General features: G+C 45.3%; 12 protein-coding genes. All 12 read right to left on the bottom strand.

What is annotated here, in order from left to right:
* A partial coding sequence (locus AB4653_RS14725; protein WP_372104559.1) for an ATP-binding protein occupies positions 1-1,823 on the bottom strand: 1,823 nt, incomplete at its 3' end.
* Positions 1,824-1,832: 9 nt separating this feature from the next.
* On the bottom strand, positions 1,833-2,564 hold the full coding sequence (locus tag AB4653_RS14720; RefSeq protein WP_009848535.1) for a protein phosphatase CheZ: 732 nt from the start codon (positions 2,562-2,564) through the stop codon (positions 1,833-1,835).
* A gap of 114 nt (positions 2,565-2,678) precedes the next feature.
* Complete coding sequence (gene cheY / locus AB4653_RS14715; RefSeq protein ID WP_012603445.1) at positions 2,679-3,047, bottom strand: chemotaxis response regulator CheY; 369 nt, start codon at positions 3,045-3,047, stop codon at positions 2,679-2,681.
* 42 nt (positions 3,048-3,089) lie between these two features.
* Positions 3,090-3,824, bottom strand: a complete 735-nt coding sequence (locus AB4653_RS14710) for an RNA polymerase sigma factor FliA (protein ID WP_009848537.1) — start codon at positions 3,822-3,824, stop codon at positions 3,090-3,092.
* The gene (locus AB4653_RS14705) at positions 3,817-4,704 is read right to left on the bottom strand and encodes a MinD/ParA family protein (protein ID WP_009848538.1); all 888 of its coding nucleotides are present in this window, start codon (positions 4,702-4,704) and stop codon (positions 3,817-3,819) included. Before AB4653_RS14705 ends, AB4653_RS14710 begins: the two co-directional genes overlap by 8 nt.
* A 13-nt stretch (positions 4,705-4,717) precedes the next feature.
* Entirely contained in the window at positions 4,718-6,229 is a 1,512-nt protein-coding gene (flhF, locus tag AB4653_RS14700) for a flagellar biosynthesis protein FlhF (protein ID WP_032555338.1), read from the bottom strand.
* Between the two features lie 27 nt (positions 6,230-6,256).
* Positions 6,257-8,359 carry a flagellar biosynthesis protein FlhA gene (gene flhA, locus AB4653_RS14695; protein WP_009848540.1) on the bottom strand — a complete coding sequence of 701 codons (2,103 nt, stop codon included), beginning with the start codon at positions 8,357-8,359 and terminating at the stop codon, positions 6,257-6,259.
* Between the two features lie 345 nt (positions 8,360-8,704).
* Positions 8,705-9,835 carry a flagellar biosynthesis protein FlhB gene (gene flhB, locus AB4653_RS14690; RefSeq protein ID WP_009848541.1) on the bottom strand — a complete coding sequence of 377 codons (1,131 nt, stop codon included), beginning with the start codon at positions 9,833-9,835 and terminating at the stop codon, positions 8,705-8,707.
* Between the two features lie 9 nt (positions 9,836-9,844).
* On the bottom strand, positions 9,845-10,627 hold the full coding sequence (fliR, locus tag AB4653_RS14685) for a flagellar biosynthetic protein FliR (protein WP_009848542.1): 783 nt from the start codon (positions 10,625-10,627) through the stop codon (positions 9,845-9,847).
* Positions 10,628-10,633: 6 nt separating this feature from the next.
* A complete protein-coding gene (fliQ, locus tag AB4653_RS14680) occupies positions 10,634-10,903 on the bottom strand; it encodes a flagellar biosynthesis protein FliQ (protein WP_009848543.1) in 270 nt (89 codons plus the stop codon).
* 11 nt (positions 10,904-10,914) lie between these two features.
* Complete coding sequence (gene fliP / locus AB4653_RS14675) at positions 10,915-11,844, bottom strand: flagellar type III secretion system pore protein FliP (RefSeq protein ID WP_009848544.1); 930 nt, start codon at positions 11,842-11,844, stop codon at positions 10,915-10,917.
* Positions 11,831-12,271 (bottom strand): flagellar biosynthetic protein FliO, encoded by a 441-nt coding sequence (gene fliO, locus AB4653_RS14670; RefSeq protein ID WP_009848545.1) that lies wholly within the window; start codon positions 12,269-12,271, stop codon positions 11,831-11,833. The genes fliP and fliO overlap by 14 nt, the downstream gene beginning before the upstream one ends.
* Between the last annotated feature and the right edge of the window lie 6 nt (positions 12,272-12,277).

The following is a 12,277-nucleotide window of genomic DNA, read 5'->3' as shown; positions in this document are numbered from 1 at the left end:
GCGAACGGGTGACCCGCAACACCGACCATTAAGGTTGGTAGAATCGCAAGTGTCAACGGAACCTTAATGGTTATCTTGGTGCCTTGGCCCATCTCTGAATCGATATCAATAGAACCATTCAGTGTGTTGATCGCTGTTTTCACAACGTCCATACCTACACCACGGCCAGAGATATCTGAGATCTTTTCTTTACTTGAAAAGCCAGGAGCAAAGATTAGATTGAAACACTCTTTATTTGTTAGGCGAGACGCTGCATCATCATCCATCAGACCGCGCTTAACCGCGATTGCACGAAGCTTATCAGGGTCCATACCGCCGCCATCATCAACGATAGCCAGTTCAATGTGATCGCCTTCTTGAGAGGCAGACAGAATCACTTTACCGGTTTTAGATTTACCCGCAGCAACACGGTCGTCCGGCATTTCGATACCATGATCGACAGAGTTTCTCACCAAGTGAATCAGGGGATCAGCAAGTGCTTCTACTAAGTTTTTATCAAGATCCGTTTCTTCGCCACGCATTTCAAGAACGATGTCCTTCTTCAAGGTACGAGCAAGGTCACGGACAACGCGAGGGAAGCGACCAAATACTTTCTTGATCGGCTGCATACGCGTCTTCATTACTGCACCTTGTAGGTCAGCAGTAACAACATCTAAGTTAGAGACAGCTTTCGACATTTCTTCGTCGTTGCTGTTTAAACCTAAGCTAACGAGGCGGTTACGAACCAATACTAGCTCACCCACCATGTTCATGATGGTATCCAGTGTTGATGTATCAACACGAACTGTGGCTTCAGCTTGCTGCTTCTTCGCAGGCGCTTTAACTTCAGCTTTTGCTGGTACGCTAGGCTTAGGCTCTGCTTTTACAGCAACAGGAGCAGGCTGTGGTTTAGGAGCGACTTTCGGCGCAACAGGCTCAGGCTTCGCTTGTACAGGCTTAGTCGCAGCATCCAACTCTTCAATTGAAGGGCCGTTACCTGAACCGTGTAACTGGTCAAGTAAACTCTCAAACTCAGCATCAGTCATTAGGTCATCGCCTTCAGACTTTACTGGTGCTTTGGCTACCGGAGCGACTGGAGGAGGTGGTGGTGGCGTTGAGCTTGCAGCTGTCGGGCTTTGACCTGCACCATGCAACTCATCTAACAACTTTTCAAATTCGTCGTCAGTAATGTCACCACTCGCAGCAACTGGCTGAGGTGCCACAGGTGCTGGCGCTGGTGTGTCTACAGATGATGTCGTTGGTGAACCACCCTTGCCGTGAAGTTCATCAAGTAAACGCTCAAATTCATCTTCAGAAATATCATCCACGGAAGATGCACTGATGTTTGTACTTTCAACAGTAGGTTCCTGAGCAATAACAGGCTCAGGAGCTGCAACGATAGGCTCAGAGATAACCGGTGCTGGAGCTTCTACTGCCACAACTTCATCTTCAGACTCTGGCTTACAGAGGCGATGAAGTTCATCCAGTAAAGATTGGTCTGCTGGTACTAAAGCTTCCTCATCTTGCACGGCTTTAAACTGTACATTGACTGTATCTAAAGCCTGTAGCATCGTATCCATCAGTCCTGATGTTACACTGCGTTGGCCATTTCTTAGAATGTCGAACACATTCTCAGCACCATGACAAGTATCCACCAGCTCGGTCAATGCTAGGAAACCAGCACCACCTTTTACTGTATGGAAACCACGGAAAATAGCGTTTAGTAGTTCTTTGTCGTCAGGGTTATTCTCTAGCTCTACCAGTTGTTCTGATAGGAGTTCGAGGATCTCTCCTGCTTCGACTAAAAAGTCCTGAAGAATATCTTCGTCTAAATCGTAGCTCATACGTTACCTTTAAAATCCAAGACTGGATAACAAATCGTCGACTTCATCTTGAGATGCAACAGCATCCTCACGAGCTTCTGGGTTCATGATCGGACCCTCTGGAGCAATAGATGACTTCTTCTCTGTCTCTGGTGTTGGTTCTATTTGATTCGCACCGAATACGGTGAGAATCTCTACCAGACGTCCTTCAACCTCATTCACCAAGGTAATAACTTTGCTAATAATCTGCCCAGTTAAATCTTGGAAATCCTGAGCCATCAAGATTTCAGTCAGTTGTCCACGTAGTTCAGTACTATCACCTTCTACTTGGACAAGTAATCCATCAATGCGGTGGCATAAAGCTTTGAATGTTACTAGCTCAATGCGGCCATGCATCAGTTCATTCCATTGAGGCCTTACTTGAAGTAAACACTCGTGTAAATTAGTTGCAATTGGCATACAGCGATCGACAGCGTCCATCGTTTTGTTCGCCGCAACTTCCGTTTTATCAATGACATATTGAAGGCGATCCCTGGCGTCAGGGATTTCATCATTTGCGATAACGTTAATACGCTCGTCAAAGTTGAATTGTGTCAAAGAATCATGGAGGTCACGAGTCAGACTGCCTATTTCTTGAAGCATTGGGTTATCTTGAAGATTAAAATTATCTTCATAAATGCTTCTAACAAGAGAATCAGCACCTTGCTGCTCGTCGTTTTCAAGCAGCTCTACTAATTTTTTTGCTTGTTCTAATGAAATCATCCTGAGTCCGGCCTTACTCCGCATAGTTTGTGACGCTTCAGCTTTAGAGGTAAACGGGAAACAAAAAAGTTAATGTCTCTCTATGAAGCGCCTGAAACAGGTTATTATGAGTGCTTATAAACGCTCAAAAATCTTGTCGAGTTTCTCTTTTAGAGTTGCGGCAGTGAACGGCTTCACAATGTAACCATTAACACCCGCTTGCGCTGCTTCGATGATCTGCTCACGCTTAGCTTCTGCTGTGATCATAAGCACTGGAAGGTGCTTAAGTTCAGCGTCTGCACGGACGTGTTTTAGAAGATCAATACCTTGCATACCCGGCATGTTCCAGTCAGTTACCACGAAATCAAATTCGCCTTTTTTCAGCATAGGTAACGCGGTCAAGCCATCGTCTGCTTCTTGAGTGTTGTTGAAACCTAAATCACGAAGTAGGTTTTTAACAATTCGGCGCATCGTTGAAAAATCATCAACAATGAGAATTTTCATGTTTTTGTTCAAATTAGCCTCCACTGAATAAAATCAGTGTTGTTAGTCGTTCTGTGTCCAAGCACTTAACTTAGTGCGTAAACGCTGCATAGATTGGCTTAGTATTTGGCTGACACGAGATTCGCTGACACCTAATACTTCCCCAATCTCTTTTAAATTGAGTTCTTCGTCGTAATAAAGCGAAAGCACGAGGCCTTCCCTTTCCGGAAGTTGTTTTATCGAGTCGATCAAAGCTTGGCGGAATGATTCATCTGCAACCCCTTGAAAAGGCGTATTATCTTGAGAATCTTCATTCGGAGATATTACATCATCAGAGACACCTAAGTCTTCTATCCCTACCAATTTTGAGCAATTAATATCAGTTAAAGCACTGTGATACTGGTCTAAACTCAGCCCCATGTGCTTTGCCACCTCAGCATCACTGGGATCGCGATTGAGAGTGCCCTCTAATTCCGCGATTGCACTACTGATTTCTCGATTATTTTTATGAACCGATCTCGGGACCCAATCCCCGCGGCGAATGTCATCCAACATTGCCCCACGAATTCGAATACCTGCGTACGTCTCAAAGCTTGCGCCTTTGGTACCATCATAGTTCTGTTGCGCTTCAATCAGGCCAATCATGCCGGCTTGAATCAAGTCATCAACTAATACATTAGGCGGTAATCGCCCCAACAAATGATGAGCGATACGCTTAACCAACACAGAGTACTTCTCAAAAAAAGCCTGCTGGCTATTGTGATTAGCATGTTGATCGTAAGTAAGCGCTTTATTCACCAAATGGTTCCTCTATAAATTCAGTACGGTTCAGCAGCCTTTCAACAAAAAACTCCAAGTGTCCGCTTGGTGTTTTTGGTATTGGCCAGGTCAATGCCTTATTAGCCAAAGAGCTGATTGCCAATGCAGCTGGAGAGCGAGGAAACGCATCGACTACGATTTTCTGTCTCTTAACTGATTGACGTACTTTATCATCTAAAGGAATACATGCTACGAGTTCGAGGCTCACATTCAAGAAGCGCTCTGTGACCAAAGTCAACTTTGCAAATAATTCTCGGCCTTCGCGATAGCTTCTGACCATATTTGCAACAATTTTGAATCGCTGTACTTGGTGCTCTCGACTCAACAGCTTAATCAATGCATATGCATCAGTAATCGACGTTGGTTCATCACAAACCACCACAACCACGTCCTGCGCAGCTCTTGAGAAGCTGATGACCATATCGGATATACCCGCTGCGGTATCAACCAATAAGATATCCATCTCGTCTTCAAGCGAACCAAAAGCACGAATCAATCCAGCGTGTTGAGCGTGTGAAAGTTCAGTCATGCTTTGTGTGCCTGATGTCGCTGGAATAATTTTAATTCCGTGCGGCCCTTCGACAATCGCATCCTTAAGTTCACACTCGCCAGCCAACACATGCCCAAGATTTCGTTTAGAACGAATGCCGAGCATGATGTCTACGTTAGCTAATCCTAAATCGGCATCCAGTACCATGACTTTCTTGCCTTGGCGAGCCATACAAATAGCCATACCTAACGTTACATTCGATTTACCTACGCCTCCCTTGCCACCCGTTACAGCGATAACTTTTGTGAGTGAAGGCTGGGTTAAGCGACGGAGGCCGCTAGCTTGATCGTGTATCATATTCTCATTCATATTTATCCGCCGCCTAGAGCCCTTCAGAATCGCTATTCCAGTAATGAGGTTCATTCTCTGTCGATTTTTCTAATAACTCATTGGCCTTAGCAATCATGTACTTTGGCTGAGCAATAACGATATCTTCAGGAACTCGTTGACCATTTGCTATATAAGCAACTGGCAATGCATTTTGTATTACCACACTGATGAACTCACCCAAACTAAGCGATTCGTCCAGCTTCGTCAGGATACATCCCGACAGCGGGATTCTTCTAAAGTGTTCAATGGTTTCTTGTAGTACTTTGCGTTGCGCGGTTGCGGGTAACACAAGGTAACTATTGATAACGGAACCACTCTCTTGCATCAATGTGTCTAACTGCTCAGATAGGCGAACATCTCGCTGCCCCATACCTGCAGTATCGACTAGAATCAGGCGACGATTACGTAACTGATATATTACATCGGCCAATTCACTAGAATCTTTAGCAACTCTTACAGGACAACCCATAATTCGACCATAAATCGATAACTGCTCATGTGCACCTATGCGATATGTGTCCGTTGTCACAAGCGCTACGTTGTCTGCACCGTACTCCATTGCTGCGCGGGCTGCGAGCTTAGCAACGGTTGTTGTTTTACCTACGCCAGTCGGGCCAAGTAAGGCCACAATACCGCCGCGTTTTAAAATATCTTTTTGTGTTACTGAGATTTGATCCGCGACCAGAGCAAGCAAGGCTTTCCATGCTCGTGCTGGTTTTGTGTCTTCTGGAATGTAACAGGCCATTTGATCGGCGAGTTCTGCCGAAACACCCATACGTTCTAGGCGCTTGATAAGCATCGCTCGCAAAGGTTCGCGACGTTCGACTTCTTGCCACATGAGTCCAGAGACTTGGTGCTCTAACAAACGACGAATTGAAGTCATCTCGTCGCGCATCGTTTCCATTTCAGTATCTGAACCTTTGGATTGAGCATTCTCACGACCACGATCATAACGGGTAGGATCTAAGCGAGGTGCTGGACGCTCTACTCTGCGATCTTCGGCAATCAATTTAGATAAACCCGTTTCACGAGCAAAGGCCGAGTCAAGGGTGCCGCTAGAATGCTGGCTACTCTGAGGTTGATGACCGTTACTTGACTGGCGATTGAGCAATGCTGATAACGAGTCTTCGTTTTCAGCGCGATGTTGTTGATCATCGTCGGCGCCATGACTGTATTGCTTTAGCATATTCGCAAAGCGCTTGGTCATTGAGCGTCCACCTTCTGCATTCGGCTGGATGCTAACCTTGTCATCATCTAATTGACGACGCCCAGTTGGCAATTTGGGCTCAGACATTTGAGTGTACTGGCTTTGCGTAGGCTGCTGAGGTTTATTGAGTCTGGGACTTGCTGTCGACGGGCTGGAATCGCCATCAATAGCGGCAACAATTTCCACACCACCTGCGACCTTTTTGTTAGACATGATCACCGCTTCTGAGCCAAGTTCTTCTTTAACTTGGAGCAGGGCTGTTCGCATATCTTTTGCAAAAAATCGTTTAATTTTCAATTCGATCGTCCGTTCTAATTAGGCGGCTTAATTACCAACAGCTTGTACTATACGTATCTGCTTTTCGTCTGGTATCTCTTGGTAAGATAATACTCTCAAGCTTGGGATCGTGTTTTTCACGAACTTAGCCAGAGTCGAACGTAAAACACCAGAGGTCAATAATACCGCTGGCTCACCTTTCAGTTCTTGCTCTTGTGTCGCGTTACTGAGTGAGGTCTGTAAACGTTCGGCTAAACCAGGTTCAATACCAGCAGATTCTCCGCCGGATGCCTGCATGGTTTGATGCAAGATTTGTTCCAATTCAGGAATCAAGGTTATAACTGGTAATTCTGGCTCTATACCATTGATTTCTTGAACAATTAGTCGTTTTAGTGAGATACGAACAGCTGCAGTTAATATGTCAGGTTCTTGACTCTTAGAAGAGTACTCCGACAAAGTTTGGACAATGGTTCGAATATCACGAATTGGAATCGCTTCATTCAGTAGGTTTTGTAGAACTTTCACAACCACACCAAGCTGTAATTGATCCGGTACAAAACCTTCCACCAGCTTAGGTGTTGATCGGCTAAGCATCTCAAGTAAGTTTTGAACTTCTTCGTGGCCAATCAACTGTGAAGCGTTATTCGTTAACTGCTGGCTAAGGTGTGTGGCAAGTACGGTTGAAGAGTCTACAACCGTATAACCTAAGGCTTGTGCGTGTTCACGCTGCTCTTCACGAATCCAGACGGCTTCAAGGCCAAAGGCAGGGTCAATCGTCGGCTCTCCATCTATCATCCCATAGACTTGGCCAGGGTTAATCGCGAGCTCCATGTCCGGCTTGATCTCAGCCTCACCAACCGCTACCCCCATCAGGGTAATTCGATAGCTGTTTGGTGTCAGTTCCAGATTATCGCGAATGTGTACTGCTGGAATCAAGAAACCAAAATCTTGAGACAGCTTTTTCCGTACACCTTTCACGCGCTCAAGCAATTCACCACCTTGGTCTCTATCGACCAAAGGAATCAAGCGGTACCCCACTTCGAGACCAATAATATCTACCGGTTGAACATCATCCCAAGACAGTTCTTTTTGCGATGCGGGCTTATCACCATTGGCATTAGCGGTTGCAGGTAGATTTTTCTCTTCTACCTTTGCCTTGTTCTTTTTATCGATAAAGTAAGCCCCAGCCCCAGCAACCACAGCAAGGCTCAAGAAGGAGAAATGTGGCATACCAGGAACAATACCCATGATGCCGAGGATAGCAGCGGTGATCATTAGGGCTTTAGGATTATCGAACATTTGGAAGACAAGTTGTTCGCCCATGTCTTCATCAGTATTTTGACGCGTTACCATCATCGCCGCAGCAATAGAAAGTAACAGCGATGGTATTTGTGCAACCAGACCGTCACCGATAGTCAGTAGCGTATAGATTTCGATGGCCTCACCAAAACCAAGGTCAAACTGAGCCATACCGATACTCAAGCCGCCAATGATGTTGATGAACAATATCAAGATACCGGCTATTGCATCGCCTTTAACAAACTTAGATGCACCGTCCATCGAGCCGTAGAAGTCGGCCTCTTTGGTCACTTCAAAACGTCGAGTACGAGCCTGATCTTGGTCGATCAAACCCGCATTCAAGTCGGCATCGATTGCCATCTGTTTACCCGGTAGGGCATCTAGGGTGAAACGCGCACTTACTTCCGAAATACGACCCGCACCTTTGGTTACAACCATGAAGTTGATGATCATCAAAATCAAAAACACCACTAGACCTACCGCGTAGTTACCGCCGATAACCACGTTACCGAAGGCTTCAATAACGTTACCGGCCGCGTCACCACCTTCGTGACCATGAAGCAATACCACACGTGTCGAAGCAACGTTCAAAGCTAATCGAAGTAGAGTCGCAATCAGAAGTACGGTCGGGAATGCAGCGAAGTCCAAAGGCCTGCGGGTATAAACCGAAACCAGTAACACAACCATGGACAGTGCAATGTTGAAAGTGAAGAACATGTCCAACAAGAAGGCTGGTATTGGCAACACCACCATAGCGAGCGTCGCAAGTACCATAACGGGTGCGCCAATTGCAGGCATCGCACGATTAGGGATTTTAGGCAGCTTGTCCGCAAAAGGCAGGGAGAATTTCATAAGTCTAGACAGTTTCGCTATGTTGTAGCCATCTCACTAAGCTATTTGAGGCTCAGGTCTAAGCTATGTTGCTATGGTTTATAGTGCATAGGTTCAAATGCACAGGTTTATAATACTAAGCTTTATATGCTCGGGATTTATAACGCTAGGATTTATAATGACTGGGCTTATAATACTCAGATTTACAATGCTAAGGTTATTAATGATCGGCTTATAATATTCGGGGTTGATATAGCAAACACTGTACCAACACTTTTCGTCAAATTATTGCCATCGCCTCTCTAAAAAGAGGATTAGCTAGCCCGCTATTATCAGGGTTCATCAAGCAGAGCTCAAGCAATTGATCTAATGTCGTAAATCAGGTGGGATCGGCATATTAGAATCTTGGAGTTTTGGCCTCTCTCCGCCTCGTTTTCGGTACTGTTTCAGTTGAAACACATATGCAAGCACTTGAGCAACTGCTGTAAACAGACCGTCAGGAATTTGTTGTTCTAGTTCGGTAGTGTGATAAAGCGCCCTAGCCAATGGTGGCGCAGGAACAATATAGATGTCATTTTCACGGGCAATTTCACGGATCTTCATTGCCATATGATCAACACCTTTCGCAACTACAACGGGGGCTTTGTCTTGATTCTGCTTATAGCGTAGAGCCACCGAGAAATGCTCCGGGTTGGTCACAATCACATCCGCTTGAGGTACGTCAGCCATCATACGGCGCTGGGCAGCTTCTCTTTGCAACATACGAATGCGGCCCTTAACTTCAGGCTTACCTTCAGTATCTTTGTGTTCATCTTTAATTTCTTGTTTGGTCATCTTCAGCTGATCGGCGTGTTGCCAAATCTGGAACGGGATATCAATCGCCACCACGATAAGTAAAGAGCAGCTGATCAGCAGAATAAAATTAAGCAAGATATCTAAAGCGTGGAAGATATTCTGTGGGTATACCTCCATGCTCAGTTGCATTAAATCGTGTTGAGAAGCTTGAATAAGATAGATGGCCATTCCCGAAACAAGTGCCACTTTCAAGATAGATTTCAACAGTTCAACCCAACTCTGCAGACCAAACATACGCTTAATACCACTGAGTGGGTTTAGCTTAGACGCCTTAGGCATCGCCGCCTGCATAGAGAAATTAATTCCTCCGACACCCGCCGCACCAATGACGGCTGCAACAAATAAGGTTATCAGGATTAAGAACAGCGGGAACAATAGATTCACTAATGCGCCACCTGCAATTTCGAGGAGTTTTGTGGTATCAAAAACTTCTTCCCGACTCAGAGAAAACAGACGTTGCATTGTTTCGAACAAAGCTTTCGCCATCGATTCACCAAACCACATTAAAGCAATCGCACCAACAATAAGTACCGACGCCGACGCTAACTCTTTTGACCTTGCAACCTGCCCTTTCTCTTTGGCCTGTTGCAAGCGTTTGGGCGTGGCGTCTTCCGTGCGTTCTTGACCGTCTGACTCTGCCATTTTAGTCTCCTAGCACTCTAACCTGATTAGACGACATATCTGTTGTTCGGTTTGTATCCAGAATAACTCATAGTGACTAAATAAGCCGCCAAGGATATACCAACAAAGCAATAGGCCCACGAGTAGCGCAAATGAGAAACCCAAAGAAAAGATATTTAGTTGAGGTGCCGCACGCGTCATTACACCAAACGAAAGGTTAATCGTCAGCAGCGCAATAATACCAGACAATGACATTGCTAATGCTGTTTTGAACATGATACCCAACCACAGAGCAAGCTCTCTATAATCAACAGAGGTCAAACTTCCACTGCCAATGGGCAAAGTCTTAAAGCTGAACACCACCAGCTGCAGCATTTTCAAGTGACCGTCTGTCTCCAAAAAAAACATGGTCGCTAGCAACATAAACAACTGGCCCAGTACTGGCGTGTTTTGCCCGTTAGCCGGATCCACCATAGAGGCGAAACCCAAGCTTGATTGCATACCCAATATCTGGCCGAGCATCACGAAAGTTTGAATCATGAATTGGGTGACAAACCCCATGGCAACGCCAATCACGATTTGTTCAAATACAGTCAAGAAACCTTGGAAAGAGAGCAGTTCAATCTCTTTAGGAACAGCGGGGATCGCAGGCATCACCGCAAAGGTGATCGCTAAACCTAAATACAGACGAATACGCGGCGACACAAAGCGTGCACCGGTTACTGTCATCACCATCAGCATGGCTGAGATGCGAGTGTAGGGCCAAAAATAATTGGCTAACCACTCTAGTACAAGGCTCGTTGGGTATTCCATATCGGTTTAGTAAAGAACTTGTGGCAAGCGTTCGATGAGTTCGAAAAAGAACTCCATCATCATTTGGGTCATCCAATGCGCAAACATCATCAACGCTAATAACGTCACGATCAAACGTGGTAGGAAACTTAAAGTTTGTTCATTGATCGAAGTAGCCGCTTGGAAAACAGCCACAACCAAACCAATCAGCAGGCTAGGAATAATTATGGCGCACACCATAATTAGTACCATCCAAAGGGCATCTTGGAACAAATCTACGAATATTTCAGGATTCATGCTTCCCCCAGCTACAAGGCAAAACTGCCGGCGAGTGTGGAGAGTATCAAATTCCAACCATCAACAAGGACGAACAACATCAACTTAAACGGCAACGATACAATCATTGGTGACAACATCATCATACCCATGGCCATCAAAACTGATGCCACCACCAAGTCGATAATTAGGAACGGCAAGAACAACATAAAGCCTATCTGGAAAGCTGTTTTCAATTCAGACGTGATAAACGCAGGAATCAGAACCGCCATTGAAACATCTTCTGGGTTAGTTACTTGCGCACCGGATATCTCAACAAAAGTTTCAAGATCTTTGATTCGAGTCTGTTTAAGCATAAAAGACTTAATCGGCCCTTGGGCAACATCAAACGCCTGTCGCGCTGATATCTGTTCATTCAAATAAGGCTGAACAGCTTGTTCATTGACCTGACTGATTACTGGCGACATGATGAAGAAGGTCAGAAATATCGCAATGCCAATAATCACTTGGTTTGAAGGTGTTTGTTGGAGACCCATTGCCTGACGCAAAATAGACATCACAACCACAATGCGGGTGAACGATGTCATCAAAATAACCATCGCCGGCAAGAAGCCAAGCATGGTCATTAACGCAAGAATTTGCAGGTTAATCGAGTAGTCTTCACCGCCATTGGCATTGGTGGTCATGGTAAATGCAGGTATGCCGCCACCATTACCGGTTAAGCTACCAGTGGTCATAGTCTTCGATTTGGCTTGATCTTGCTGCATCGTACTGATGGTGACCGACTCAGATCCAGCGGTATTCGCAGGAATGACAGTGCCATCTTCAACCTGTGCAAATACTGACACGCTAAATACGAGAGAGCAGAATATGATGAGCTGAACCAACCACACTTTCACCGTACGGAAAAATCCGGCATGGCAAAAGTAAAATGGATTCAAAAATCCGTTACTTGTTTGCATCTTTTTTTATTAGCTGGGAAAGCTGACTTGAAAATGTACTTTTTTCCAGCATCTCCTGAGTGAGAGGTTTATCGAGCTTAGAGATCAGCTGAATCGATTGTGTGGTAATGCCTACCAAGAACTGTTCATCACCCGCTTGTACAATAGCGATACGTTCTTTTGTGCCTACCGGAATTTGCCTAATAATAGCCAAACCTTGTTGATTCGACATCGCAGGCACTTGCATTCGCTTCAGTAGCCAAGCAATAAATAAAATGAAGGCTATAACGAAAATTAGCGACCCAAAGGTGGTCGCTAAATCGAGAGAAGGAGGCGTTGCCGCAAAGGCAATAGAAGGAGTAGCAAGTAGCCCTACTCCCAAGACTCTACGAGACAAACCTGTCATTCCGAGAGAAGAGCCCGCCAGTCTTTGAGACAAGAAGCCCATTAACGC

Source organism: Vibrio sp. 10N.222.48.A3, assembly GCF_041475345.1.
Taxonomy (GTDB): Bacteria; Pseudomonadota; Gammaproteobacteria; order Enterobacterales; family Vibrionaceae; genus Vibrio; species Vibrio tasmaniensis_A.
This window is presented reverse-complemented; position numbering and strand designations above follow the sequence as displayed.

Coding starts and splice junctions, on each gene's coding strand:
- AB4653_RS14720 (WP_009848535.1), bottom strand. CDS start 2,564: ATGATTTCATTAGAACAAGCAAAAAAATTAGTAGAGCTGCTTGAAAAC.
- cheY (WP_012603445.1), bottom strand. CDS start 3,047: ATGAAAATTCTCATTGTTGATGATTTTTCAACGATGCGCCGAATTGTT.
- AB4653_RS14705 (WP_009848538.1), bottom strand. CDS start 4,704: ATGAATGAGAATATGATACACGATCAAGCTAGCGGCCTCCGTCGCTTA.
- flhA (WP_009848540.1), bottom strand. CDS start 8,359: ATGAAATTCTCCCTGCCTTTTGCGGACAAGCTGCCTAAAATCCCTAAT.
- flhB (WP_009848541.1), bottom strand. CDS start 9,835: ATGGCAGAGTCAGACGGTCAAGAACGCACGGAAGACGCCACGCCCAAA.
- fliR (WP_009848542.1), bottom strand. CDS start 10,627: ATGGAATACCCAACGAGCCTTGTACTAGAGTGGTTAGCCAATTATTTT.
- fliQ (WP_009848543.1), bottom strand. CDS start 10,903: ATGAATCCTGAAATATTCGTAGATTTGTTCCAAGATGCCCTTTGGATG.
- fliP (WP_009848544.1), bottom strand. CDS start 11,844: ATGCAAACAAGTAACGGATTTTTGAATCCATTTTACTTTTGCCATGCC.
- fliO (WP_009848545.1), bottom strand. CDS start 12,271: ATGGGCTTCTTGTCTCAAAGACTGGCGGGCTCTTCTCTCGGAATGACA.